Source organism: Acinetobacter sp. CIP 51.11 (assembly GCF_000369665.1).
GTDB lineage: Bacteria > Pseudomonadota > Gammaproteobacteria > Pseudomonadales > Moraxellaceae > Acinetobacter > Acinetobacter lwoffii_S.
In genome coordinates, this window is the sequence record NZ_KB850129.1 from 218,713 (window position 1) to 244,608 (window position 25,896).

Genomic DNA, 25,896 nt, shown 5'->3' on the forward strand with positions numbered 1-25,896 from the left:
CAAGGAATTGATATGACGACTAGCTACTTACGCGGACAAGAACTTATTGACAGCATTCGCAGTGCACCTTATTCGCGTGACCTGATTGGCTATCATGGTGAACCACCAAAAGTGCAATGGCCAAACGGCGCGCGTGTCGCGGTACAGTTTGTACTGAATTATGAAGAAGGTGGTGAAAACCACATTGAACATGGTGATACAGGATCAGAAAAGTTTTTATCTGAAATTATTGGTGCTGCCAGCTTTCCAGATAAACATATGTCGATGGATTCGATGTACGAATATGGTTCACGTGCAGGCTTCTGGCGGATTCATCAGGAGTTCCAGAAACGTGGTTTGCCGATGACTATCTTTGGGGTCGGCATGGCCTTAATACGTAATCCTTATGTGGTAGAGGCGATTAAAGCAGCCGATTATGATGTCGTTTCACATGGTCAGCGCTGGCTACATTATCAGGACATGCCGATTGAAATGGAACGCCAATATATGGATCAGGCGGTCAGCGTTCTGGAAAGCCTGTTTGGTGAAGCACCGATCGGCTGGTATACCGGTCGGGACAGTCCGAATACCCGTCAACTTCTGGCTGATTTTCCTCAAATCAAATATGACGCTGATTACTATGGGGATGACTTGCCATTTTGGAGCACCTTGACCAATCAGGCAGGGGAAACACGTTCGCATTTGATTATTCCTTATAGCCTGGATAGCAATGACATGAAATTCAGTTCACCTGGCGGTTTTAATAGCGGGGAACAGTTTTATCAATATCTCAAAGATGCTTTTGATGTGCTCTATACCGAAGGTGAAACTGCGCCAAAAATGCTGTCGATTGGCATGCACTGCCGTATTTTAGGACGGCCGGGACGTTTTAAAGCACTACAAAAGTTTCTGGACTACATTCAAAATCATGACAAAGTGTGGATTTGCCGCCGTGGGGATATTGCCGAGCACTGGTATAACCATCATGCGCCATAATCATAAAATATATTGGAAAAGATCAGTTTAGATGCTCTTTTTTGAGTCATGTACTTTATAAAAATAACAAACACATCAGCTTTGGCACTGTTATTGCAAAACCAGTTTTAAATAACCAAGCAATATAATCAGGCGATTGAATAGTGCAACTTGTTGAATTTAATCAAGCATCAGCAGAAGATGCGATGATCTTTTTAAAGCACTGTGTGCAAATACCCAGCTGGTCGACCGAGCTTGCCGCAAAACGTCCTTATGCATCGCTTGAGGATATTTTGAATGCAGCGAACCAACAGGCGGCGACCTGGAGTTGGGATGAGATTAAAACTGCACTGGATAATCATCCCCGTATAGGTGAAAAACAGGCACAGGCTGAATTAAGTGAAATAGAAAAAGACTTTTCCCATCGTGAACAATCCGGTATTACAGCAGATAAAGATACCCAGCTCGCTCTACTTAAAGGCAATCTTGCCTATGAGAAAAAATATGGGTTTATCTTTCTGATCAAAGCCGCTGGATTGAGCAGTGAAGACGTCCTTCAAGCCCTGAACTATCGTTTGCTAAATGACCCAGAGATTGAGAAACGTATTGTCCATCATCAACTGGCAGAAATTGCCTTGTCACGACTGGCTCAGGAGCTTCATGCATGATTAGCACGCATATTTTAGATACACATCTGGGAAAACCTGCGACAGACGTGGTCATTCGACTTTTTGCTGAAGACGGTCGCCTGATTAGGGAAGCAAAAACCAATGCAGACGGCCGCGTCAGTGATTTCGGCATGACCGAGTTTAAAGCGGGTGCCTATAGTCTTGAGTTCTTTACATCTGCCTATTTTGAAAATTCGGGTTTAGAAACTTTTTTTCCTAAAGCAGTTATTCATTTTTATGTAAAAGATGTATCACAGCATTTTCATATTCCTTTACTGATCAGCCCATTCGCGTACTCCACATATCGCGGAAGCTGATTTTAGCTTTTAACTTTGAGGGTGAGAAAAATGACAGAACAAAGTAAAACAATATCACCTGAACATGAATATTTAGGTGCGGGAAAAAGTGCAGCTTACGGTTTGCAACACGTACTGACTATGTATGGCGGAATTATTGCACCACCTTTAATCGTGGGAACGGCCGCCGGCCTAGAAGCTTATCAAATTGGATTATTGATTGCAGCGGCGCTATTTGTCGGTGGTTTAGCCACGATTTTGCAAACCGTGGGAGTGAAATATATCGGTGCGAAATTACCTTTGGTGCAAGGAGTTTCTTTTGCCGGGGTTGCGACGATGGTCGCGATTGTAACCACAGGCGGTGGCTTACAAGCAGTCTATGGTGCGGTCATTGTCGCCTCATTGATCGGTTTTTTCCTCGCGCCTTATTTCTCCAAAATTATCCGTTTCTTTCCACCAGTCGTGACCGGTTGCGTCATTACTATCATTGGTTTGTCTTTATTGCCGGTGGCAGTCCGCTGGATGATGGGCGGCAATCCCAAGGCACCAGAATGGGGAAGTGTCGAGAATATTGGTCTGGCATTGATGACCTTGGCTTTAGTAATTTGCCTGAATTTGAGCCGACAGGCCGCTATCCGTCGCTTGTCTATTCTTCTAGCAATTGTTTTAGGTTCAGTACTGGCCTATTTATTCGGTTTTGGTGATTTCTCTAAAGTTGCGACTGGGACATGGATTCAGGTACCTAGCTTCTTCGCCTTTGGACTACCGACTTTTGAGCTCACAGCCATTATTTCTATGCTTATTGTTACGCTAGTCATTATGACTGAAACCACAGCAGATATTATTGCAGTGGGTGAGATTGTAGGTACCAAAGTGGATGCGGATCGTATCTCGAATGGCTTGCGTGCCGATATGTTATCGAGTGCGATGGCACCGGTTTTTGGTTCATTTATGCAAAGTGCTTTTGCGCAAAATGTCGGCTTGGTGGCGATTACCGGAATTAAAAGCCGATTTGTGGTCGCTGCGGGTGGCATGATTTTAGTAGTGCTGGGTTTACTGCCAATTATGGGACGTTTGATTGCTGCCATTCCTGTACCGGTATTAGGTGGTGCAGGTCTGGTACTTTTTGGAACAGTCGCTGCAAGCGGGATTCGTACCTTGGCTAAAATTGATTATAACGAGCAAAAAAATCTTATCATTGTTGCGACGGCTATTGCAGCCGGCATGATTCCCATTATTGATCATTCCTTTTATGCCAACTTTCCAAAATGGGTGCAAACCTTGTTTCATTCAGGCATTAGCTCCACCTGCTTAATGGCCATTTTACTCAACCTGTTGTTCAATCATCTGCGTCTATTTAAAAATAGAAGTACAGCGACTACAGAAATTGTGGCAAAGCTTCCCCATTAGAATATTTAAACCAAGATGAAAACAGTCCAGACAAATGGACTGTTTTTTTATCAAAAATTAAAAATGTTGGCTTTGTTTTTGCTTAATTCAGAATGTGATTTTTTCATTCCACTGGGGACCCTTATTTATGAAATTCACTCAACTTACTGCTGCAACATTACTTGTATTGGGTGCGGCATCCGCACAGGCAAAACCGGTCTGGCAAGACTTCAGTGTCACCGGACTTTATGGGGAAAACTATGAAGTGGTTGATGAGAAACAGGCGACTGCGACCTTTGAATATACGGCAAAAATAAAATATGCAGATGTCTTCTTCTTCATTGACCGTATGCGCGGCGCAGATGACTTTAAATCCAGTTATTTTGAATTTTCACCACGTTTAAGCTTGGGAGAAGTATCAGGCCAGAAACTTGCCTTTGGCCCGGTTAAAGATGTACTGGTCTCAACGACCTGGGAAGGTGGAGAGGGTTTTGATAACTTCCTGTACGGCGTAGGTTTCGATCTGGATATTCCATATTTCCGTTATGCCAGCATTAACCTTTATCGCGTGAATAATGAGAATATTGATGATGATTACCAGTTGACACTGACCTATGGCGTGCCAATTAAACTGGGAACTGAAGAATTTCTGGTGGATGGCTTCTTGGACTGGTCTACAGAAGAAGATACTCATGACAGCGAGATGAACTGGACCACCCAATGGAAATGGAATGTCGGTAAACACATTTCTCCAGACACCAATTTATATCTGGGGATTGAACATTCTATCTGGAACAACAAATTCGGTATCCCAAATGCCGATGAAAATAATGTCAGTGCTTTAGTGAAATATCACTTCTAGGCAAAGTGATGAAGAAATAAGTTAAAAGCCCTGATAAAAGGGCTTTTTTTAATGCGTTTAAAATACGATCTGGATGTTTTCAGGAAAAGGATGAACATCACAATTTGATCCGCTACCTATACGATCCACTACGACAAACTCGCTGGGTGCTTCAAGGGTCAATAATGGATGATGCCAGGTTCCGGCACGATAATTTATCCCTTGAGAACCATCACTGATAAATACCTGAATCTGACTAATATCGGGCTGTGTATAATCAAGTTCAGGCGCTACAACGATTAAAAATTGCTGGCCGTGCATCGGAATAAAAGCCTGTGATCCTAGAGGATGCCTTTCCAGCATTGAGATTTGAAAAGGAATTGCCGTAGCTTGCATATTTCTAAAAATACTCAGTCCGACCTTGGTGTCACTTTCTACTTCAGCCAGGGCATGATAACGCTCAGTCTGCTGCTCATTGATATGAAAATAATGATTACCCTGACAGGCAATGACTTCTCCAAAAGGCAGAAAACTTTCAGTGCTTAAAGGCTGTATTTTTATACTTTGCATAGACATATCATTGATCACTCAAGCCAATTTTCCCCAGAGACGAATCCGGCTGATGCCACCGTCCGGAATCATGTTGACACGAATATGGGAAATTTTTTCGTGTTGTAAAATTTCATTGATGTAATGATGAATATGATCCATTTGCATAGGTTGGGCTGCTAACAAAAAAGGCCAGAACATGCTTTGTGGAATGAGTTGCTCATCGGTTGAATCCTCAACATAGATGGCTTGAATAGAAACCTCTGCAGGGAAATTTCCCTTAAAATGGGCGGTATCAATTTCAATTTTCTCGATTCGGGCACTGGCGCCTAAAGCCAAAATGCACCAGTCAAATCCTGGAGCACGACGCCGTTTGGTTTCCCAGCCATCGCCCATGTTAATGCCACGTCCCGGATTAATCAGATTGCGTGGATGTCCAAAATGCGCATCACTATAGGCAACGACACGGCCACCATGTTCTAGTGCCAAAACATCTAGCATTTGATCACTATCTTGCAGATTGATTTTTACCTGACCATAGACCTTAAAACGTGCAATCCCACCGTCAGGATAAATATTCAAACGGACATGGGTAAATATCTGCTTTGCTGAAATCTGAACAATATGATGCTGGCTGGGGCCCAAGACATTATTTTCTATAATGCTGATCCATTCTGCCTGATCAAGATTTCCATCTGGCGCATAACATGCTTGCACAGCAGCAGAGGCCGGATAATTACCGCTAAAAAAAGTCGTATCAATATCCAGTGCCTGTATTTGACCTGCAACAGCAAGTTTAATGATGGCCCAATCATAGCCCGTGTGGCGCTTGCGACGGGTTTCCCAGCCATCCATCCATTTGCCATGCTCATCAAACTTGTCTTCGATAAAGACCGGTGCCTCAAATTGCAACATGCGTTTTGCTTCAGCAAAAAACTCATCTGAACATTCAAGAATTTCTGCGCCAATTCGGGCATCTGCAAGGTTAGTTAACTGCTGTACTGGAGCAGGCAGATCAAAAATTGGAGCTAATAAGGTCGCCATCTTAAATTTCCATCATTGGTATACGTCACATGAATATGCACTTTTATAAATACAAATTTAGGTCTTCTGCCTTTATAAAAACAGGACATTGAAGGAATTTAAAAGCACAGCGTGTGCCAACTCTTGCTATTTTTTTAGTGCATTTTTTTCAGGATGGCACGTTTTTAGCATTTTAGCTGGCAATGAAGATGAAATAGCCAGGAGGAATAGATGGAGATTGCAATTATTGGGGCAGGCATGGGCGGATTAACCACAGGAATTGCACTAAAAAAGTTCGGACATCGGGTCACCATCTATGAGCAGGCAGAACAGATTTTACCTGTCGGTGCTGCAATTTCCTTGTGGTCAAACGGGGTGAAGTGTTTGAACTATCTGGGCTTAACTGAACAGGTAGCAAAGTTAGGTGGCCAGATGAATGACTTAGCCTATATCGATGGTTTGAATGGCGAGGTCATGACGCAGTTTAGTTTGGCGCCGTTAATTGAAGAAGTCGGTCAACGTCCATATCCGGTATCGCGTGCTGAATTACAAAATATGTTAATGGATGCGTTTGGCCGGCAGGATATTCAGCTCGGTAAAAAAATGGTGTCTGTTGAGGATAAGGGGCAACACGTCGAAATCGGTTTTCAGGATGGCAGCACTGCCTCTGCAGCATTATTGATTGGCGCAGATGGTACCCATTCCATGACGCGTCAGTATGTATTGGGCAAACAGGTTGAACGCCGTTATGCCGGTTATGTGAACTGGAACGGACTGGTTGAGATCTCTGAAGATTTAGCGCCTGCACAGCAGTGGACCACGTTTGTCGGTGAAGGCAAACGTGCTTCACTGATGCCTGTGGCAGAGCATCGCTTTTATTTCTTCTTTGATGTGCCATTGCCCGCAGGTCTGGAAAATCAGCGTTCGGAATATAAGACCCTGTTAAAACAGTATTTTTCTGGCTGGTGCCCACAGGTTCAGCGCTTAATTGACAGCATTGATGAGCAGAAAACCAATCGTGTCGAAATCCATGATATTGAGCCTTTTACCCAGTTCTATAAGGGCCGTGTGGTAATTTTAGGGGATGCGGCACATAGCACCACACCGGATATCGGACAGGGAGGTTGCCAGGCAATGGAAGATGCGGTCTATCTCGCACGTGCCTTACAAATTAATACGCTAGGTCTGGAAGATGCCCTGAAACGTTATCAGAATAAACGCAATGAACGCGCCAATGAATTGCTGCTACGTGCACGTAAGCGTTGTGATGTCACGCATATGAAAGATGAGCAAATTACCAAAGACTGGTATGCAGACCTACGGAAAGAGCAAGGCCCACATATTATGAAAGGCATTATTAGCAATATTGTGGGTAATCCATTGGATTAAAAACAGTTAATTTCATCATTAATATTAGGGTTTGTTGACATTTACTGTTCATAATTAACCCTATAAAGGTAGCGATAAAAATATACAGGCTAAAGCAACAGAACTTTGATAATTTCTTTTGAGCTTGTCATATCGAGTAGCTATTCCTCTAAATTGCTTTAATCTACAAAACATATTTTCAACTAAATGCCTGATTTTATATAAATACCAGTCCATATGGTCATTGTTCGATTGGCTATTTGTTTTCTTTGGTATATTCGCTTTAGTCCCTGTTTTCCTGATCTGTTCACGCAGTGGTTCTGAATCATAGCCTTTATCTGCACATACCACTTTTGTCTCTTTTAAATCTAATGTTGATATTAAATCAGGTGCAACTTTAACATCATGTGTGGTTCCATCGGTAATCACGAAATCAATAGGATTGCCATGTGCATCAACAATCAAATGTATTTTTGAGGAGTTTCCTCCTACACTTTTAGAAATAGATTGATTCGCTATGCCGGCAGAATGTTGATGAGCACGTACATGAGAGCCATCAATAAAAATCCACTCCATATCGGGGCATGAGGCTAGTAATTTGAATAATCTAAGTAACTTACTGCTGCTTGACCAACGATTAAAACGTTTGAAAATAGAGTTTGAATGACCAAAACAAGAAGGAATATCTCGCCACGGACAGCCTGTTCTAATTCTATAGAGAATAGCTTCAATAAAATTGCGTAAATTTGAGTTGTGGTGAATGGATAAATTACGCAGAATAACTTTCAACTTTTGCCAGTGTTGATCTGTCAGCATGGTACGAGGCATAGCGAATAGTAAAATTGGGTTTGGCGATTTGATTTTACTACTTCGCTATTTTTTTAAGCTAAAAGTGTCAACACACCCTAAATAAAAGCCGCGATTTTAGTTATCGCGGTTTTTGTTATTTAGGTATGAAAATACTACAGTTGCTGCACCTTGCTTTTTAAGGCTTCCATTTGTTCAATAATATGTTTGATCATCAACTGGGAAACGCGTGAAACCTGGCGTTTAGGCGCCACACAGAGGGCAATGGTCAGCGGATGCAGCCCTTTTTCAGAGATAGGTTTAAAGACCACTTCATCTCGCTCGATATACGGTAAAACATCGAGATAACTAAAAATTCCAATCCCGGTATTTGCCTTAATGAGAGTATTCATCAGACGGATATCATTCGATTCCGTTTTACGTACAGGTATAAATTGATGATGTTTATACAATGCCTGTACATAATCATGAATAATCAGGGGTTCGGCCGGAATAAAATGGTTGTCATTCAAGGTATCTGAAAAATAAATCTTTTCTGCTTGAGCAAGAGGATGTGATTTACCCATCACAAAACCTAAAGGTAGTTCCAGAAAATGGAGGACTTCAATATGTTGATGGGATTTCGGATTCAGGATCAGGCCAAAATCCAGATCTGCCTCAATCACTTTTTTGGCTACGATTTCACTGTCTGCGACCCGGATATTAAAATTAATCCAGGGATAATTTTCATACATATATTGCACGGACTGCATGACAAAACCATCATTTAAGGCAGAAATTAAACCAAATTCGATGGTCCCACGTGTAAGTCCCTGAATTTCATCAAAGCGAATCCGGGTTTGCTGGAATTCTTTTTGCCATTTCATAACATCGGCATAGAGTAATTCGCCCGCCAGTGTCAGTTTTAAACCATTGGGCAAGCGCTCAAATAACACAATTCCCAGTTCTTCTTCAGCCAGAGCAATTTGCCGATGTACTGCAGACACGGAAATGAATAATTGATCTGCGGCCTTGCGTAAACTTCCCGTTTTCGCCACCGCGATAAAATATTCTGAAAATCGGGAAAAAGGCGTATTCATTAATTTAGTCAAGCGAAGAACCACCTTTTATTCATATCAATATTTGAGATAAACGTGTTTATGCGAGTTTTATGCCAAAGAAGGTAGCTTTAATCGGCAAGTACATTTGTACATGGTTGATGTGTTCTAATTTTAAGAATGAATAGTACGAATCATTCTAATAGACAGAACGACAATAAATTAAGTAATTTCAATCATAAGCAAAGCCAAAATTGCACAGTTCTGTACTGTTCAAGGCCTGTAAAAAGAGACCATCCACAGTAAGAATATAGGTTTGATATGAACGCCATTCCAGTCATCAATTCATTCAACAAACCCTGCTATAGCCAGTTTGATGATCAGGACTGGGAAATTCTGGCTCGTCACTGGTATCCGGTTGCACGGATTCAGGACGTTTCTACCCAACCGCAACAAGTAACCCTGCTTGATGTCAAACTTGCACTGTATAAAACAGACAGTGGTGCAATTCACCTGGTTCGTGATCTCTGTCCACACCGGGGCGTACCCTTAACCAAAGGCTGGGTTTCGGGTGAAAATCTGGTCTGTCCTTATCATGGCTTACACTACAATGGCCAGGGAAAATGTATCAAAATTCCTGCACAACCCGAGCTGACCAACATTTCTGAGCGCTTTTCTCTGACCAAATTTCCAGTAGTGCAAAAATATGGCTTGATCTGGACCAGTATTTTTGGCCGTGACGAAGCAAAAGCCAATTTTCCTGTTTTAGATACCTGGGAGATGCCAGATCATCAGGCAATTTTACCGCCGTTTGTGGATATTGGCGGCTCAAGTGGCCGTCAACTGGAAGGCTTTATTGATGTTGCACATTTTGCCTGGGTTCATCAGGGTTCTTTCGCAGATCCTGAAAATCAGGTTGTACCCAAATACACGACAGAACGTACAGATTACGGCCTGCATACCGAATATGTCAGCAGTGTCAGCAACTATCCACATGGTATGCAAGATTTGGCACCGGAAGGTTTTTTGTGGAAACGTGTATTTGATGTTTATCCACCGTTTTCTGCAGTACTGACCGTACATTTCCCCAAACAGGGACAATTAAAAATTCTCAATGCCTGTTGTCCGGTTTCACATAATAAAACCCGTTTATTTGTGCCACTGACACGCAACTTCGATACCACAGGAGATTTACAGGCAGTATATGACTTCAATGCACAAATTTTTGCCGAAGATCAGGACATGGTAGAAAGCCAGAAACCTGAAGAATTACCGCTCGATATTTCCATGGAAGCGCATTTTGAAGCAGATCGCTCTTCAACGACCTATCGTCGAATCTTAGCCGAGTGGGGATTAAGTAAACGTTATGTTGTCTAATATATTTTAAAATTTAAAAATATGGATTAAACTTTAAATAGAAACCCTATATTTTAATATAGTGGTTTTTATTTATATTTTTTAAATGATCAAAATATTATTCATACCCGCTTACTCTTTAATTAAAATTCATTAATATTATCAAAATTTGGAAATTAAAATAAATCAATCCAGGCAAACCCCGATTAGCTGATTCCAACCTCTTTCAATGATTAGAGAAAATAAAAATACCTGTAGAACATCATCCTTTCGGCGTATTACAAGCTAAACCTAACTATAAAAAAACTATTAATATATTTAAATATTAATGATTTATATCTAAAAAAATCCCATTCCCTCAATGAGTCTCAATACCTGATTCTATCATCTACATTTATCTTTGCTCATGAAAAATATGAAGCTCCAATTAAAAAAGGAATGCATAAATTTAAGGCATTTTATTTTATCTCACCACTTATAAGAAAAAATAAAAAAAATCCTTTCATCAAATTAAATTTTAGGGTCAATTATAAAATTATTATTTATAAATTTAATAACAGTACGCTCTTATTAAATAAAAAACAAAAATATCTTTTTAAAAACCCTATTTTTATTATTTTTTATAAAAACTGGAATGCTTATTGCTAATTATATATTGGACAGACTGAGCGCATTTGAGTGAAGTCATTTTAAAGCATGTGTTGTATGACACAGAACAACCAAGAGCAGAATAGAATGAAAGAAAAAAATAGCTTGAAAACCGGATTGAAAAAATTGGTAGGGGTGTTAATGGCAAGCGGTGTAATGAGCATGGCCGCTGTCGCGAATGTTCAGGCCCAAGATAAAGCCGCGTTTGTTTATATTGGTCCAACCAGCGACCATGGCTGGACTTATTCTCATGATCAAGGCCGGATTAAGGCTGAAAAAACCCTCGCAGGAAAATATAAAACCTCTTATATCGAAAATGTCCCTGAAACAGCAGATGCCGAACGTGTGATCCGCAACCTGGCACAACAAGGCAATAAAGTCATTTTTGCGACTTCGTTTGGTTATATGAATGCAATGGAGAAAGTATCCAAGCAATTTCCCAATACAGTATTTATGCATGCAACCGGTTATAAGCAGGGCAAAAACTTAGGGGTCTACGATGTCCGTACCTATGAAGGTGCTTATATGCTGGGTGTGGTCGCAGGGCAAAAAACCAAAAATAATGTTTTGGGTGTAGTTGCGTCTTTTCCGATTCCTGAAGTCATCCGTAATATCAATGCCTATACCCTCGGTGCACAAAGTGTAAATCCAAAAATTAAAACCAAAGTCATTTGGGTGAATTCGTGGTTTAACCCGGGCAAAGAACGTGATGCAGCCTTGGCATTGATTGCTCAAGGTGCAGATGTGCTGATGCAAAATACCGATTCTCCGGCAGTGGTACAGGCGGCTGAACAAAAAGGTGTCTTTGCTTTTGGCTGGGACTCTGACATGAGCAAATTTGGCCCTAAAGCGCATCTTGCCGCATCGGTTTTACATTGGGAAAAAATTTACACCCCGGTAATGATGCAAGTCAGCAATAAAACCTGGAAACCAAGTGCAATGTGGTACGGCGTGAAACAAAAAGCAGTCGATATTGAAAGCTTTGGTCCTTCCGTGTCGGCAGCCTCTAAAGCAAAAGCACTCAGCGTACGTGACGGTATTTTAAAAGGCACATTGCATCCATTTACCGGCCCGATTCATAAACAGGATGGCACATTGGTCTTGGCAAAGGGCAAGCGCCTAGATGATGCGGCACTAAGCAAAATGAATTACTACGTGAAGGGCGTAGAGGGTTCATTACCGAAATAAAGCTTTGTCATTTTGCAATTCAAAAAACTTTAAATACTTTGATGTACTTTCCCGCATCCATCTGAATGCCTGCACGCTTCAGATGGATGCCGCACTGTCACAGCATTGAATAGGGCACTGATGATGACCTCTCAACACGATAGATCTGTTCATGCGCAAGAGTTGAACGCACGTTCTTCTTCAGGTGTACCGCGTTTACAGCTCATCAATATCTGTAAAAGTTACAATTCATTGAAAGCGAATGACCAGATACATTTAACCGTTCAACCTGGGCAGATTCATGCCATTTTGGGTGAAAATGGTGCTGGCAAAAGTACGCTGATGAAAATCATTTATGGAGCAACCAAGGCCAATCAGGGACAAATCCTCTGGAACGGTAAAGAAGTTCATATTGATAACCCGTCGATGGCAAGAAAGCTCGGGATTGGCATGGTCTATCAGCATTTTTCTTTGTTTGAGACTTTGACTGTAGTCGAAAATATTTCGCTGGGACTGGATGAAAAGATTCCTTTAAAAGCTCTAAGTCAAAAAATTATTGCAGTTTCAGAACAATATGGTTTACCCATTGATCCACGCCGCGAAGTACATTCTTTATCGGTAGGTGAGCGGCAACGTGTCGAAATTATTCGCTGTCTTTTGCAAAATCCCGCTTTAATCATTTTAGATGAACCCACCTCGGTACTGACGCCACAAGCGGTACGGCAACTATTTAAAACCTTGCGTTTATTAACCTCCCAAGGTGTTTCGATTTTATATATCAGTCATAAATTACACGAGATCAAAGAACTTTGTGATGAAGCGACCATCTTACGCAATGGCCATGTTACCGGAAATGTTGATCCCAAACACAACAGCACCAGTGATTTAGCGCGCTTAATGATTGGTCGTGATTTACCGACCTATGTACGCCCAGAATATACAGGTGCAAAACAGGGGCTATTCCAGATCGAGAATCTGGATTACCAGTCTGATGACCCATTTGGTGTATCGCTGAAAAATATCAATTTAAATATTTGTGCCGGTGAAATTGTAGGAATCGCCGGGATTTCTGGCAACGGGCAAGCAGAATTACTGTCTTTATTGTCGGGTGAAAACAGCCTGAAACATGGCCGGATGGTTCTGGATCAAATCGATATTTCCCGATTCAGTCCTGGACAACGGCGTGACTTGGGCCTGGGCTTTGTCCCTGAAGAACGTCTGGGCCGAGGAGCAGTCCCGAACATGACACTGTCCCAGAATGCCTTGCTGACCGCATTTCGGCAGAACCTGACGCAATGGGGATTAATCAAGTTTGCACAATGTAAGCTTTTTGCCGAGCACTGTATTGAAAAATTCGGGGTGAAAGCCAGTGGCCCAGAGGCAGAAGCACGTTCCTTGTCCGGTGGAAATCTACAAAAATTTATTGTAGGCCGGGAAATTCTGCAAAACCCCAAATTTCTGATTGTGGCTCAACCGACCTGGGGCGTAGATGTCGGCGCGTCCATGTTTATCCGGCAAACCCTGATCGACCTCTCTCGGCAAGGTGTTGCTATTTTGGTGATTTCAGAAGAGTTAGAGGAGCTGTTTGAAATCAGTGATCGTCTCTGCGTGTTGGCCAATGGTGAACTATCTCCAGCGATACCTACTCATGAAACCAATACTGAAAATGTTGGAATCTTGATGTCAGGCATTCCAGGCCATGACACTGCGATCATAGTAGAGGAGCAGCAAGCTCATGCTTAATATAACAAAAAAACAAATATACAGGTTGAGAGGAGAGCGACATGCATTTACTGGAACCGCGTGAACATCCCTCTCAAATCATGAAGTGGCTTTCACCGCTCATTGCGCTGCTAGCCATGCTGATTGTCGGTAGTATTCTGTTTTTAATGTTGGGGATTAATCCCGCGCAAGCCATGTACATCTTCTTTATTGAACCGCTGACATCGTCTTATGGTTGGAGTGAACTGGCAGTCAAAGCCGGACCTCTGATTCTGATTGCCTTGGGGCTGACGGTCGGATTTCGAGCCAAATTATTCAATATCGGTGCTGAAGGTCAGCTCACCATGGGCGCGATTTTTGGCGGTGGTATTGCGATTTTATTTCATGATCACATCGGCTGGTGGATTCTCCCGTTAATGATCGTTATGGGCGCACTTGGTGGGGCACTCTGGGGTGCAATTCCTGCCTTACTGAAAACCCATTTTAATGCTGAAGAAACCCTGACCACCCTGATGATGAATTATGTCGCAGTATGTGTGTTGCTATACCTGGTCAATGGTCCCTGGCGTGATCCGGAAGGGATGAACTTCCCACAATCGGTGGTTTTTAGTGAGAGTGCGACGCTGCCATTCATTGTAGAAGGCACACGCATTAATGCCTCTATTTTTATCACTTTTTTTGCAGTCCTTCTGTTTTGGGTTTTTATGCGTAAAAGTCTGACGGCCTATAAACTGGAAGTCAGCGGTCAGGCACCTTTAGCTGCCAAATACGCAGGTTTTTCTTCCTCCAAAGCGATCTGGATGAGTCTGGTGATTTCCGGAATGATGGCAGGTATTGCCGGAATCTGTGAAGTGGCTGGACCTATTGGTCAGCTGAATCCGAACCTGTCCCCAGGTTATGGCTATGCAGCGATTATCGTGGCCTATCTAGGGCGTTTAAACCCAATCGGTATTGTGCTGTCAGGCTGTTTTATGGCGCTGATTTATCTGGGCGGTGAAATGGCACAAATGCAACTACAGCTTCCGGTCGCGATTACCGGTATTTTCCAGGGGCTGCTGTTGTTTTTCCTGTTGGCTTCCGATGCATTAATTGAAAACCGTTACCGTTTTAGCAAAAAAATGGCCTCACCGGTCCCTCAGCCCACAGCAACCACCCTTTAACCCAATGTTGTCTACAGCAAAAGGAAGCATGATATGGCTTTAGAAATAACTGCAATTCTTGCAGGTACTGTTGCAGCAGCAACACCACTGATTTTCGCAGGTCTGGGGGAATTGGTCACACAGCGGACAGGTGTGATTAATCTTGGAGTAGAAGGGATGATGCTGGTCGGTGCAATTGCAGGTTTTGCTTTTGCTGCGCAATATGATGCCAGTGTATTAAGTGCCTTATTGATGGGTGGTCTGGCAGGCATGCTGATGGCCCTGATTTTTGCCTTTTTTACCTTGTCTTTAAGTACCAATCAATCCGCGTGCGGTTTGGCTTTAACCATTTTTGGACTCGGTATCTCTGCATTTTTGGGACAGAACTACGTCAGTATGGCTTTACCGGGTCTGGCTAATTTTAATATTCCACTATTAGCGGATATTCCAGTATTGGGTCCGATTTTGTTCCAGCAAAACTATGTGGTTTATCTGTCAATCTTGGTCTTCTTTCTGGTGTGGTTTGTCTTGGCCAAAACCCGTTTGGGCTTATTGCTTAAAGCAGTCGGAGAATCACCGGAAAGTGCGCATGCCATGGGTTATCACGTGTTGGCGATTCGTTATGGCGCAGTGCTATTTGGCGGTTTGATGGCAGGGGTTGGCGGAGCATTTTTATCGACCGTATATACCCCGATGTGGATTGAAAATATGGTGGCAGGCCGCGGCTGGATTGCCATTGCACTGGTAGTATTTGCTGTGTGGAAACCAACACGTTTAATGCTCGGCGCTTACCTGTTTGGGGGCGTAACCATTTTGCAATTTCACGCCCAGGCGCTTGGAATCAAGGTGCCGAACGAGCTGCTTGCCGCATTGCCCTATATAGCCACCATTGTGGTACTGGTCATGATTTCACGGAATAAAAAAGTACTCAAAATGAATTTGCCATCTTCTTTAGGCAAAACCTTCGTGCCATAACCGCAGCCATTCATCATAAATAGAATAGATTTGAGTATAAATCATGAAAATTTTAACAGCTTCCTATGTCCTTACCATGAACACGCAGAATGAATGTATTAAAAATGGCGCGATACTGATTGATGGTGACAAAATAAAAGCAGTGGGTACATTGGCACAGTTAACCCAATGCTATCCAGAGGTGCTCATTGAGGATTACCCACAAACGATCCTGATGCCGGGCTTGATCAATACCCATTGTCATTCCGGTTTATTGCGTGGCACAGCAGAAGGATTACCGGTTTGGGATTGGTTACAGCAGTATATTGATCCGATGCACCGGGTGTTGACACCAGAGGATGCAAAAATTGCCTCTTATTTGTGTTATGCCGAGGTACTTTTGTCGGGAACCACCACCATTGTCGATATGTGGCGCTATATGGACGGAAGTGCTGAAGCTGCGCAAGCGTTAGGAATTCGTGCTGTTCTTGTGCCTTATGTCGCAGAGCATCCGGATCACAATTATTTTGAAACCTTAAAAAGTAATGAGGCTTTAATCAACCGTTGGCATCAGCAGGCGAATGGACGTATCCAGGTTTGGGTGGGTTTAGAGCACCTGTTTTATGCTGAAGCTTCAGCATTAAGCTGTATTGAGAAACTTTGTCAGGATTATCAAACCGGTTTTCATACCCACAGTAATGAAAGCCAATTTGATGTACAGGAAAACCTGCGCCGTTCAGGTATTCGCCCGATTGAGAGTCTGCAAAAACTGGGCTTGCTGGATTTGCCTAAAACCCTGTTGGCACATTGCGTCTGGGCAGATGCAAATGAGATTCAGATTTTAAGGCGACATGCGGTCGGTGTCGCCCATAACCCGATTTCCAACATGAAATTGGCCTCCGGTGCAGCGCCTGTTGTTGAAATGCTACGCCAAGGTGTTGCGGTAGGTTTGGGTACGGACGGTGAAAAAGAAAACAATAACCTGGATCTATTTGAAGAAATGAAAACTGCATCATTATTGGCAAAGTTTTCGAATTTAGATGCGGCTGCTCTGGATGCCTGGTCAGTCTGCCAAATGGCTACGATTACAGGAGCTAAAGCTTTGGGTATGCAAGATGAAATTGGTTCATTGGAAGTTGGTAAACAGGCTGACCTGATTGCAGTTAGATTGGATACACCACGGATGACACCGTTGATTGATCATGGAAAATTATTTAATTTGCATACCAATTTAGTGCATGCAGTTCAAGGCCAAGATGTCGTGATGACGATGGTGGCGGGACAAATTGTGGTTAAAAATGGTCGCTTGATCAATGCCGATTTACAGGCTCTAATTGATCAAGTGAATCAGGCGGCGCCACGCTTGTTTGAACGTCGTGATCAGTGGTTTGCAAAGCAGGGGCGAACGGTAAATGAATTACAGCGGGAAGAATTTTAAGATTTACGTGGGGGTTGCGGTTATTCATTGATAGTGGGACGACTTTTATCATGATTAGTTACGTTAAAGCTAAAACAGCCATTTATTAAAGGAATATTTTAAAAAATAAGGCTAAATTTTTAATTAAGTTACTTTTTATAAAGAATATATATAGTTTGGTAACCGCGCTTAACTCACGAGAAATTGAAAAATAAATAACTGTTATAGTGATATAGAATATTCAATATATCTCATTAAAATGAAAAAATTAATCATAATTTCAAGTACTTGTTTATTTCTCTTGAGTATTTCTATTCAGGCAGAAACTCGAGCAGAAAATAATTCAGAGATTTATGCGTTATGGGAACAATATTACCAAATAGAAAAAAACAACCCAGAGCAGGCAACGCATCTTTTGCAGCAAATTAGCCAGAAATCGCCGGAGGATCCAAAAGTCTGGAAAACCTGGACATATCTGGAAATGCGAAAAAATAATAATCCCGAAGCTTTAATTTATATTGATCGAACTCTTGAATTAACGCCAGATGATGAACAATTGTTGTTGCAAAAAGCCTATCTGTTGAATGCTGCTCAGCGTAATCCCGAAGCTTTAGAAATATTTAAAAAACTGCAAAGTTCCTCAAATCCTGAAACTGCAGCAAAAGCCGAACAAGCAGTACTCAATTTAAGTGGAACAACAAGTGGTCAGACTCAAAATACCTTTGCTGATATCTATTTTTCTCCTTCTTTTGAAGGACGTTATGACACAGCCATCTTGCCCTTGAAGCTCCGTTATGGACGTTATTGGGGAGAAGAGAACCGTGGCCAGATTTATGGCTTTGCCAGCATTAACAGGGATACCCAATCTACCGGCGGTGCGCGACCTGAGATTATTGACCAGAATGCAGCCATTGTCGGTGTTGGAACAAATTACCGTCCTTGGGAATGGCCGCTCTATCTATATCTGGAACTCGGCGGAAGTTATGATCTAATCGATTTAAACCGAGACAAATTCAGGGAAAGTATTAATTTTGGTTTGACCAGTTATCAGGAATGGTATTGGCATGATTCCGAAACCAGTCATAGTCCGGTTACCCAGAAGACTCAGTATTTTGCCGAACTGTATGGCAATGCAGCGAGCTATTCACGTGAAGATTATAATGTAATTGGCGACCTGCGCTTGCGTACCGGTTGGAACTTTAACCGGGATCATCTAGGCAATATCCAGACTTATCTGAAGCTACATACGATTAATGACTCCAATAACGAGTTTTATAACAACCTGGCAGAGTTGGGGCCGGGTATAGCCTGGCAACCTGCAGACTTCCCGGTCAAGCTACGTATTGAACAGATGTATGGCAAATATGTAAATGGGGCACCTGAGTCTGGAAAAAGAACTTTTGATAATACCCGAGTGGAACTGACTTATTACTGGAGCTTTTAACCATGCCGATTGATCTTTCTTTTATTTTTGGTACTCGCCCTGAACTGATTAAATTAGCACCAGTCATCTTAAAAGCCCAGCAAGATTCACGATTTAGAGTCAATGTGGTATTTACCGGTCAGCATCTGGAATTGGTACAGGATGCGATCGAGTTTTTCCAAATCAAGATTGACCATCATCTGCAAATCATGCAGCCCGGCAAAAGTCTAAATATTCTATTAAGCAAGGCATTGACCGAACTGGATCAAGTATATCGTGACATGCCGAAATGTGATGTAATTATAGTGCAAGGGGATACCACCACTGTACTTGCAGGTGCTCTGGTGGCCTTTAACCTGAATATTCATCTGGCGCATGTTGAAGCCGGATTACGCTCTTTTGATCTGATGCATCCATTTCCGGAAGAAGGTAACCGACAACTGGTTTCCCGCTTGGCCCACTGGCATTTTGCACCGACCCGACGTTCTGCAGAAAATTTGCGTCAGGAAAATATTCCAGACCAGCAGATTTTTATTACCGGTAATACCGTGGTTGATGCTATTTATCATGCACGTGATTTAATGCAATCTTCTTCTCAGCAGTCTCAGCAAAGGTTAGAGCGAATGGGGCTGAAATTAAATGAGCAAGATAAACTGGTCTTGCTGACCGCACATCGACGGGAAAATTTTGGTGAAGGTATTCAAAATATCTGTGCCGCCATCCATACACTATGTCGCCGTTATCCAGAGCTGCATTTTGCCTGGCCTGTGCATCTCAATCCGCAGGTATATGAAATTGCCTATCGCGAGTTTCTGGATCATCCGCAGGTACATTTGTTAAAACCTCTGGATTATCCGGACTTACTGGCTGTTTTAGGTGCAGCCTATTTTATTATGACCGATTCAGGCGGTATTCAGGAAGAAAGCCCCACCTATCAAAAACCGGTGCTCATACTGCGGAATGTAACTGAACGCCCGGAAGTGGTTGAAGCAGGTTGTGGAATACTGGTCGGTACCGACCAGGCCAAAATCGTACAAGAGTTTTCTCGTCTAATGGATGATTCAGCCTATTATCGACAACATGCAGAAGTCGAAAATCCATTTGGTGATGGTCATGCTTCGGAACGTATTTTGGAACAGATGCTGCAAGATTTAACAGCCAGAGCTTAGTAATTGATTTTCATCCACAAATAAAGCCAGAGCACACTGGCTTTATTTAAATAATGTGGACCATCAAAAATATAGACACGCTCTCCAGCATAAGCTTTTAACTGTTTTGCAATTTCCCAAGGATAAGCTGCACGAAAGCCGCCTCCCGGTTTAGGCCGGAAAGCTTCGAGAATAATTACAACTCTTTTGTCACCAACCTGATGTTTAAGATTTTGATAAATCACCGCTGCTTCTTCGGGGCTGCGCGTGCCCACACCGACGCCATCCTGAAAAAAAACTTGGGCATTATCAGGCAACCAGCTTTCAAGCCAGTAATGTAAAAACCGTGATTTGCGATCTGCACTATAAATGCTGATCCAGATTGGTCGCTGGAACTCGGCAACATAACGCGCCAGATTGGCAACTCCATGCCAGCTTGGATCAGCTTCTACAGGAAAATAATAAGCAGCAGGCTGAACTGGAAGAGAAGTTTTAATAATCTGTTGGGATTGTAAAAAGAGCTGGTCAATATTTTCACGTGCCACAGGTTCCTGAAAAATGCCTGCCAGACCTAAGATAACCTGCTTGGACCAGGGTTGTTCGGTAATCGTATTCCAGTCCGGCTGATGTTGCCATTGGGCTCTGGGGATTTCTTTAAAAAAGGAGCGTCCGTCTACAATACTCCATTGAGTGACTAAGGTATCGATGCCTAATAAGTGCCAGTTACCGGAGGCGTGACTCATCTGGTCAACCTGCCAGAAAATACCCTCAATTTTAGGCGCTGTTACCGCTTTAGCATCTGCACGTGCCATAAAAAACGCAGAGCCAGTAAAAGCCAAGGCAGGAAGTGCCAGTAACACCAGTAAGCCTAAAATCAGGTATTTTTTCATCATTATTCTTCTTTGGTTTTTTGTGCCTTACGGGTTCTGCGCCAGAAAAGCAGCCCTATAATAAGCGCAGCAACAATCACTAGAATAATAGCAATAGTTCGCATGGAAATCTGTTCAATTATCGGGGTTTCTGCTTTTTCTATAGCTGTTTGACTAAGTACGGTAATTTGCCCTTGGGCAGAAATAAACAAGGCCGCAGTATTGTTCGGGATTTTCTGCTGGATTTGCGGCCAAAAGCGGGCAAAATTTTCTACCCCGAGGTTGTTGTCGCTATAAATCCAGAAATTCCCGTTTCTGACGGTGATCAAACTACCATTTGCCGTAGTAGGTAAGTAAAGAATCTGACTGTATTTTTGCAATTCGGATTGATAACGCTGGGCATTCAGCAGGATATTAATGGTTTTAGGTGTACTTGGATTCAGCTGGGTGATATTCAGACCAATTGGATCATTACTGAGCAGCATGTTCTTGGCAACTTGAGCTAGGCTGATCGCGATGGGGGTGCCTACAGGCGTATTCATGGCAATTTCAGGAGTCTTGTCAAAAACTGTAGACAGGCTAATGACTCCCTGTTTCATCTGGTAAGGCAGACTAAGCTTGGATTTTTTAGCATCAATCCATAAGGCATTACCCGCATTAGGTAGACAATTATTGCTATTTAACTGGTTATTACTCACCGTCATGTTAAAGCTGTTGGTATAGGGATAATCTGCACCTACAAATTCAAACTGCCGCTCAACCGGGCTGGAATCCAGTTTTGCCAGACTGGTACTACCTGCGAGTACTTCATTGAGCCAAACCTGTAAGGTCGAGCCTTGTAAGAGTCCGCTTTGCGAACGGAAATTAAGCTGACCCTTTAAAATATCCGTAGCTTCCCAAACAGCAGGAAAGACCAATGAAATATTTTTGGGAGTATTGTCTAGTTTGAAATCGGAAATGCCCAGATCAGCCAAGCTTTCAAAACGGCGTACACTGGCCCAGTTTGGTCGTGCGACAGGGCCATTTAAACTCGCTGTTGCAGTATTTAGTTGTGCCAGATATTGCTGATTGAGCAGGGCATTGACGGCCATCAATAATTGGGATTCTGAAGAGTATTCAATCGTCAGGCTTGGTACCTGGTTAACCTGATTTAGACTCATCCGTGCTGCGGGTAATTTTGCGGCCGAACGCTGAATATTGATCATGAAATCAGGTGCTGATTCAGGAGTGGTATTTAGCCGCCATTGCACAGGTGTCGCAAAATTCCAGGCAGTTGCCAGCCTACTCATCATGGTGGCTTCCAGGAAATTTGCCGTATTAAAACCTAGCAGTGCCTGTACCGGTTCTGAGCGGTTCAATTGGCTATTGAACAGGACATCCGGGAGTTGATTCAGCTGCATGCTGTTACGCTGCGATTGGTAACTCAGATTTGGTTGAGTCAAGGTAGTCTGTAAATTGCTTGATTCAAGACAAATATTGGCAGTACTTTGTCCAGGTCCTGGTTTTTGTAAAATACTGATATCCAGCCGATGAAAACCGCTGTCGGCAGGGGGGAGGCTAAAATTTAATGTGCCTTTACCACTCAAATTTTGTTGATGAATCAGCTGATTGTCATACCGGACAATCACTGTACTGCTACCCTGTACATCGAACTGACTGCTGAACTGGACATCCTGCCAGCTTTCACCTTTTCCAACATAAAAAAAGTAAGGTGCAGTTTGCTCTACATGCCGTGCAACTACATCATCAAGCTTCCAGGTGGCCGCATAGAGAGGTGCACTAGACAATGCCAAGATAAGTGAAGACATTAATTTCAAAGGAGCTGTTTTTATGTGCATGATCATTTTTTTTCCTTCTTTCGTTCTGTCTTGTACCAAGTAATTCCTTCACCCTTGATTTTGCCTTTTAACATGTCCCAGGCGGCTTTAAAGACAATCAGGAGAAATACTTGTGAATAGGTGAAATAAGCAATAAAGGCATAGAAGTAAAATCGTTTAGGCACTTCTTTTTCCAGACTGAGGGTAAACCAGATCTGGACCAGATAAAGAATAAAGGACAAGATGAAAAGCAAGGTAAAAGGACCGGGAATTGTAGTGCCATCAATACCGAGTAGACCAACCACCAGCGTCATATGACTTAAGAACAGGGCTGGCACAAAAATGATGTAACACATAATATTGTTGCCGATCTCCATTCCGATTGGAAAAGGATGCCGGAGCGCTGTTCTTAAATATTTACGGGTTACATAAAAGTTACCTTGAGTCCAACGCGAACGTTGTTTGATAAAAATATTCAGGTCGCCCGGATCTTGTTGCCAGCCTACGGCATAAGGCACCCATTTAATCCGTTTATGTCCCAGAAAAATCCGGTAACTCATTTCGGTGTCATCGACCAAGGATTTTTCGTCAAATCCGCCTAGAATATCGAGTGCATCTCGCCAGATCACATAATTGGTTCCCATTAGGGTAGAAAGACGGAAACGCAGCCAGCGTCCACCCTGAAAAATCCACTGGAAATAGATAAACTCGATAGCGATAAAGGTACTAAGGGGGCTGTCTTTCCAGTTGCGGGTACGGACTTTGCCATTCACTGCGACCAGACTAGAATCTGCCAGCAAGGTCTGGGCAATCAGCCGTACACAATCCGGCTCTGGCGTACTGTCGGCATCATAAACCGCAATCAATTCTCCGCGGGCGTATTTGAGTCCGTTATTCAAAGTTCTGGATTTACCTTTACCGCCTTGACCTTTAGGCACATTGATGACCCGAATGACTGGAAATTCGGCTGCCATACGATCGGCAATTTCCTGGGTATTGTCTTTGGAGGCATCATTAATCAGCAGTACTTCATAGCTTTCAGCCGGATAATCCTGTGCAGCTAGAGAGCGTAAGGTATCTTCAATCACTAGTGCTTCGTTATATGCCGGCACCAGCACACTTAGCATGGGCCAACGTTCAGGTATTGCTAAATTGGTCAGTTCCTGACTGGCTCGAATCGAATAACGCCAGGCAGAAAAGCTGAGCCAGGCCCAAAAAGCCTGTGGAATCCAGATTCCGATAAAGCCGGTAATGAACAGAATATCGATCATGCTCATGATTTTTTGAATCTCCGCCATAACATGGTGATCAGGAGGATGAGCATTAAGATAACGATCACAAAAACGGATGCCCAGGAAGTTGAGGTACCCCAGAAGCTTAATAAATTAGGGTAATGGGTCGAGAGCACTAGGTGTAATGGCAAGATTACGATTCCTGCTGAGAGCAAGATATAACCGAGTGGATTGGTATGCACCCGGTTCAGTTGGCTGTCAAAGCGTGTATTTAAAAAAGTCCAGGAAATTCCCAATTCAGGATAAGCAATCTCACTTTCGGCAAGTGGCACCTCAGGATTCAGGATAATTCCAGTACCATTGAAAGCAGTTTGTGGGTAGGCGGTGTAAAATTGTTGCTGACCAGATTGAATTAAACGGGCGGGTAAAGGCAGTTGTCCAGGATTGGCCTGAACAATGTAAAGTCCCGCAGGTAAAGTTTTGAGATTCGGATTCCAGCCATCCTGTATATAGGCAGCCATGGGACGTAGACCTGCACTGGTGGCGAGGGTCGCAAGTCCGCGAAAACGCTTCGGTTCGATACTGCTTAGATCAAGAATCGGGATAGCACCTTCCGAAACCTCCTGTTTGATCTGAAAGTAGATTGACGGTTTCATGAAATTTTCAGGAATGATTAAACCCGGTTTAATACCCTGATTTTTCATGTTTTGATAAGTTTCGTAGTGTATTTGATCAAAGCTAAATACCGGCCAGAACTTCCTAGGAACTGGGAAGTAGGCTGGAATTTGCGTAATATCTGAGGAAGCTTGTTGCTGAACAGGATCGGCTGTTTTAAGCTCACATTGATAATATTGTTGATAATAAGAACTCAGTACCGGGTCAGGCAGTGTATTGACTGAAACGATCAGACCGCAGACATGCAAAAAATGACTCATAGGCGTTTCTCCAAGGAGGGTCGGCCCTGATGATGGGGTAGATGAGTGATCTCTATTTTAATCAGTTCAATCTGTCTGATTTTTTCAATCAGTTGTTTGGAAATAGTAGATTCTCGATCGGCAATCATAATCACACGCAAGACCGAGAGCCGACTATCAGTAAAAGAAAAATGAGGAACTTCAAACTCACTTTCCAGTACATCAATTATTTTTTGTTGCAACAGTTTTAGTTCATCCACCTGCAACATATCTCTTAATAAACTGTGGTTGGTAATTTCTATATAAATTTCATCATATTGAGAAATCAGATTCAGATTTAACATATCCTGAACTTGAGTTTGGGTATAGAAATAAGTACTAATAGGTAATGTTTTATGGGTCAGATTTTTACGATAAGTATCCAGTAAATTGTCGGTTTGCCTGTTGGTCGACATCATTTCATAGTAAATACTAAGTAGAAGTGGCGCTACAGGTAGAATAAAAAGCTGCAAGAAGCGAGTATTGATATCCATGCTGTCAGCCTGGACATTAAATAAAATATAAATAAAAAGAATAATAAAAATGACAATACTTAGTACAACGGACTGAACTACATTTAAAAAGCGGCCTAGCAGAATAAAGCCAATTAGAAGAATCCAGCTTCCGACCAGTTCTGTACGTACCCATTCATAGCCAATTAGTCCTATAAATATAACTATGACCATGGGCAAAAAGGTAATGGTTTGATTTGTTCTGACCAGCCAGTTTTTTTTCATTAAAATTACTTTTTAAGGAGTCTAATAATATAAAAGTGTTAGTTTCCAATTAAATTATTACATAAAGAATTGTAAAGGAATTGTGTAAAAAAGATGCGATATTATATTTAAGAAAATTTAATTTGTTTAATTTAGAAATAAAGAAGATATTATTCAATGTCTTTTAAAGTAGCCAATTTTAAGATTAAAATTTGTCCGATACGAATAAGTAGAATGTTTAAACCTTGATATCTAACAATTAGATTTGAAATCACACACAGTGAATAGACTGATATTTTCTAATCTTTAGATGAGTTTCATTCATTCACTTCTAAATTGCATCTAATAAGCTATAAAACCATTCTTTGAATTTACCCCTCAATTTCATCCACTTAATATTCGA

At 42.3% G+C, this 25,896-nt stretch carries 23 protein-coding genes; 14 read left to right on the plus strand and 9 right to left on the minus strand.

Annotated features, from left to right (window positions below):
- Positions 1-12 precede the first annotated feature (12 nt).
- The 5 genes from puuE to F894_RS04850 all read left to right on the plus strand — a co-directional run bounded on the left by puuE (position 13) and on the right by F894_RS04850 (position 4,169).
- Complete coding sequence (puuE, locus tag F894_RS04830) at positions 13-975, plus strand: allantoinase PuuE (protein WP_005246384.1); 963 nt, start codon at positions 13-15, stop codon at positions 973-975.
- A 143-nt stretch (positions 976-1,118) separates the two neighbouring features.
- A complete protein-coding gene (gene uraD, locus F894_RS04835) occupies positions 1,119-1,622 on the plus strand; it encodes a 2-oxo-4-hydroxy-4-carboxy-5-ureidoimidazoline decarboxylase (RefSeq protein WP_005246386.1) in 504 nt (167 codons plus the stop codon).
- On the plus strand, positions 1,619-1,939 hold the full coding sequence (gene uraH / locus F894_RS04840) for a hydroxyisourate hydrolase (RefSeq protein WP_005246387.1): 321 nt from the start codon (positions 1,619-1,621) through the stop codon (positions 1,937-1,939). Before uraD ends, uraH begins: the two co-directional genes overlap by 4 nt.
- Positions 1,940-1,969: 30 nt before the next feature.
- A complete protein-coding gene (locus tag F894_RS04845; RefSeq protein ID WP_005246389.1) occupies positions 1,970-3,328 on the plus strand; it encodes a nucleobase:cation symporter-2 family protein in 1,359 nt (452 codons plus the stop codon).
- A gap of 127 nt (positions 3,329-3,455) precedes the next feature.
- Positions 3,456-4,169, plus strand: coding sequence for an outer membrane protein OmpK (locus F894_RS04850; protein WP_005246391.1), 714 nt, complete (start codon positions 3,456-3,458; stop codon positions 4,167-4,169).
- 57 nt (positions 4,170-4,226) lie between these two features.
- Here the strand turns inward: F894_RS04850 and F894_RS04855 are convergent, their stop codons facing one another.
- Positions 4,227-4,724, minus strand: a complete 498-nt coding sequence (locus F894_RS04855; protein WP_004646920.1) for an ureidoglycolate lyase — start codon at positions 4,722-4,724, stop codon at positions 4,227-4,229.
- 12 nt (positions 4,725-4,736) lie between these two features.
- A complete protein-coding gene (gene alc, locus F894_RS04860) occupies positions 4,737-5,741 on the minus strand; it encodes an allantoicase (protein WP_005246401.1) in 1,005 nt (334 codons plus the stop codon).
- 210 nt (positions 5,742-5,951) lie between these two features.
- On the opposite strand from alc, the gene hpxO reads away from it, so the two are divergent.
- Complete coding sequence (gene hpxO / locus F894_RS04865) at positions 5,952-7,109, plus strand: FAD-dependent urate hydroxylase HpxO (protein ID WP_005246403.1); 1,158 nt, start codon at positions 5,952-5,954, stop codon at positions 7,107-7,109.
- A 60-nt stretch (positions 7,110-7,169) separates the two neighbouring features.
- Here the strand turns inward: hpxO and F894_RS04870 are convergent, their stop codons facing one another.
- Together F894_RS04870 and F894_RS04875 are read right to left on the minus strand one after the other, a co-directional pair.
- Positions 7,170-7,916, minus strand: coding sequence for an IS5-like element ISAba31 family transposase (locus F894_RS04870; RefSeq protein WP_005246404.1), 747 nt, complete (start codon positions 7,914-7,916; stop codon positions 7,170-7,172).
- A 134-nt stretch (positions 7,917-8,050) separates the two neighbouring features.
- Entirely contained in the window at positions 8,051-8,974 is a 924-nt protein-coding gene (locus F894_RS04875) for a LysR family transcriptional regulator (RefSeq protein WP_005246406.1), read from the minus strand.
- Positions 8,975-9,253: 279 nt separating this feature from the next.
- On the opposite strand from F894_RS04875, the gene F894_RS04880 reads away from it, so the two are divergent.
- The 8 genes from F894_RS04880 (at position 9,254) to wecB (ending at position 19,927) form a co-directional block, all read left to right on the plus strand.
- A complete protein-coding gene (locus tag F894_RS04880; protein WP_005246408.1) occupies positions 9,254-10,309 on the plus strand; it encodes an aromatic ring-hydroxylating oxygenase subunit alpha in 1,056 nt (351 codons plus the stop codon).
- Positions 10,310-11,023: 714 nt separating this feature from the next.
- Positions 11,024-12,124 carry a BMP family ABC transporter substrate-binding protein gene (locus F894_RS04890; RefSeq protein ID WP_005246410.1) on the plus strand — a complete coding sequence of 367 codons (1,101 nt, stop codon included), beginning with the start codon at positions 11,024-11,026 and terminating at the stop codon, positions 12,122-12,124.
- A gap of 120 nt (positions 12,125-12,244) precedes the next feature.
- Positions 12,245-13,846 carry an ABC transporter ATP-binding protein gene (locus tag F894_RS04895; protein ID WP_005246412.1) on the plus strand — a complete coding sequence of 534 codons (1,602 nt, stop codon included), beginning with the start codon at positions 12,245-12,247 and terminating at the stop codon, positions 13,844-13,846.
- A gap of 41 nt (positions 13,847-13,887) precedes the next feature.
- On the plus strand, positions 13,888-14,985 hold the full coding sequence (locus F894_RS04900) for an ABC transporter permease (RefSeq protein WP_005246413.1): 1,098 nt from the start codon (positions 13,888-13,890) through the stop codon (positions 14,983-14,985).
- 33 nt (positions 14,986-15,018) lie between these two features.
- A complete protein-coding gene (locus F894_RS04905; protein ID WP_004729775.1) occupies positions 15,019-15,939 on the plus strand; it encodes an ABC transporter permease in 921 nt (306 codons plus the stop codon).
- A gap of 43 nt (positions 15,940-15,982) precedes the next feature.
- On the plus strand, positions 15,983-17,356 hold the full coding sequence (locus tag F894_RS04910) for an amidohydrolase family protein (RefSeq protein WP_005246416.1): 1,374 nt from the start codon (positions 15,983-15,985) through the stop codon (positions 17,354-17,356).
- Between the two features lie 238 nt (positions 17,357-17,594).
- Positions 17,595-18,779 (plus strand): tetratricopeptide repeat protein, encoded by a 1,185-nt coding sequence (locus F894_RS04915; protein ID WP_005246419.1) that lies wholly within the window; start codon positions 17,595-17,597, stop codon positions 18,777-18,779.
- A 2-nt stretch (positions 18,780-18,781) separates the two neighbouring features.
- Entirely contained in the window at positions 18,782-19,927 is a 1,146-nt protein-coding gene (gene wecB, locus F894_RS04920) for a non-hydrolyzing UDP-N-acetylglucosamine 2-epimerase (protein WP_005246422.1), read from the plus strand.
- Here wecB and F894_RS04925 read toward each other — a convergent pair.
- Genes F894_RS04925 through F894_RS04945 form a run of 5 tightly spaced genes read right to left on the minus strand, consistent with a single transcriptional unit; the run spans position 19,924 to position 25,514 of the window.
- Positions 19,924-20,799, minus strand: coding sequence for an alpha-amylase family protein (locus F894_RS04925; RefSeq protein ID WP_005246425.1), 876 nt, complete (start codon positions 20,797-20,799; stop codon positions 19,924-19,926). The genes wecB and F894_RS04925 overlap by 4 nt on opposite strands.
- Positions 20,799-22,619: a hypothetical protein gene (locus tag F894_RS04930; protein ID WP_005246427.1), complete on the minus strand. Its 1,821-nt coding sequence runs from the start codon at positions 22,617-22,619 to the stop codon at positions 20,799-20,801. The genes F894_RS04925 and F894_RS04930 overlap by 1 nt, the downstream gene beginning before the upstream one ends.
- Positions 22,616-23,869: a glycosyltransferase family 2 protein gene (locus tag F894_RS04935; protein WP_005246429.1), complete on the minus strand. Its 1,254-nt coding sequence runs from the start codon at positions 23,867-23,869 to the stop codon at positions 22,616-22,618. The genes F894_RS04930 and F894_RS04935 overlap by 4 nt, the downstream gene beginning before the upstream one ends.
- On the minus strand, positions 23,866-24,759 hold the full coding sequence (locus F894_RS04940) for a hypothetical protein (protein WP_005246432.1): 894 nt from the start codon (positions 24,757-24,759) through the stop codon (positions 23,866-23,868). Before F894_RS04940 ends, F894_RS04935 begins: the two co-directional genes overlap by 4 nt.
- The gene (locus tag F894_RS04945) at positions 24,756-25,514 is read right to left on the minus strand and encodes a hypothetical protein (RefSeq protein WP_005246434.1); all 759 of its coding nucleotides are present in this window, start codon (positions 25,512-25,514) and stop codon (positions 24,756-24,758) included. The genes F894_RS04940 and F894_RS04945 overlap by 4 nt, the downstream gene beginning before the upstream one ends.
- Positions 25,515-25,896 lie beyond the last annotated feature (382 nt).

Excerpts from the sequence above, each read along its gene's own strand:
- puuE (WP_005246384.1), top strand. The coding sequence starts at position 13 with ATGACGACTAGCTACTTACGCGGACAAGAACTTATTGACAGCATTCGC.
- uraH (WP_005246387.1), top strand. The coding sequence starts at position 1,619 with ATGATTAGCACGCATATTTTAGATACACATCTGGGAAAACCTGCGACA.
- F894_RS04845 (WP_005246389.1), top strand. The coding sequence starts at position 1,970 with ATGACAGAACAAAGTAAAACAATATCACCTGAACATGAATATTTAGGT.
- F894_RS04850 (WP_005246391.1), top strand. The coding sequence starts at position 3,456 with ATGAAATTCACTCAACTTACTGCTGCAACATTACTTGTATTGGGTGCG.
- F894_RS04855 (WP_004646920.1), bottom strand. The coding sequence starts at position 4,724 with ATGTCTATGCAAAGTATAAAAATACAGCCTTTAAGCACTGAAAGTTTT.
- alc (WP_005246401.1), bottom strand. The coding sequence starts at position 5,741 with ATGGCGACCTTATTAGCTCCAATTTTTGATCTGCCTGCTCCAGTACAG.
- hpxO (WP_005246403.1), top strand. The coding sequence starts at position 5,952 with ATGGAGATTGCAATTATTGGGGCAGGCATGGGCGGATTAACCACAGGA.
- F894_RS04870 (WP_005246404.1), bottom strand. The coding sequence starts at position 7,916 with ATGCCTCGTACCATGCTGACAGATCAACACTGGCAAAAGTTGAAAGTT.
- F894_RS04875 (WP_005246406.1), bottom strand. The coding sequence starts at position 8,974 with ATGAATACGCCTTTTTCCCGATTTTCAGAATATTTTATCGCGGTGGCG.
- F894_RS04880 (WP_005246408.1), top strand. The coding sequence starts at position 9,254 with ATGAACGCCATTCCAGTCATCAATTCATTCAACAAACCCTGCTATAGC.
- F894_RS04890 (WP_005246410.1), top strand. The coding sequence starts at position 11,024 with ATGAAAGAAAAAAATAGCTTGAAAACCGGATTGAAAAAATTGGTAGGG.
- F894_RS04895 (WP_005246412.1), top strand. The coding sequence starts at position 12,245 with ATGATGACCTCTCAACACGATAGATCTGTTCATGCGCAAGAGTTGAAC.
- F894_RS04900 (WP_005246413.1), top strand. The coding sequence starts at position 13,888 with ATGCATTTACTGGAACCGCGTGAACATCCCTCTCAAATCATGAAGTGG.
- F894_RS04905 (WP_004729775.1), top strand. The coding sequence starts at position 15,019 with ATGGCTTTAGAAATAACTGCAATTCTTGCAGGTACTGTTGCAGCAGCA.
- F894_RS04910 (WP_005246416.1), top strand. The coding sequence starts at position 15,983 with ATGAAAATTTTAACAGCTTCCTATGTCCTTACCATGAACACGCAGAAT.
- F894_RS04915 (WP_005246419.1), top strand. The coding sequence starts at position 17,595 with ATGAAAAAATTAATCATAATTTCAAGTACTTGTTTATTTCTCTTGAGT.
- wecB (WP_005246422.1), top strand. The coding sequence starts at position 18,782 with ATGCCGATTGATCTTTCTTTTATTTTTGGTACTCGCCCTGAACTGATT.
- F894_RS04925 (WP_005246425.1), bottom strand. The coding sequence starts at position 20,799 with ATGATGAAAAAATACCTGATTTTAGGCTTACTGGTGTTACTGGCACTT.
- F894_RS04930 (WP_005246427.1), bottom strand. The coding sequence starts at position 22,619 with ATGATCATGCACATAAAAACAGCTCCTTTGAAATTAATGTCTTCACTT.
- F894_RS04935 (WP_005246429.1), bottom strand. The coding sequence starts at position 23,869 with ATGAGCATGATCGATATTCTGTTCATTACCGGCTTTATCGGAATCTGG.
- F894_RS04940 (WP_005246432.1), bottom strand. The coding sequence starts at position 24,759 with ATGAGTCATTTTTTGCATGTCTGCGGTCTGATCGTTTCAGTCAATACA.
- F894_RS04945 (WP_005246434.1), bottom strand. The coding sequence starts at position 25,514 with ATGAAAAAAAACTGGCTGGTCAGAACAAATCAAACCATTACCTTTTTG.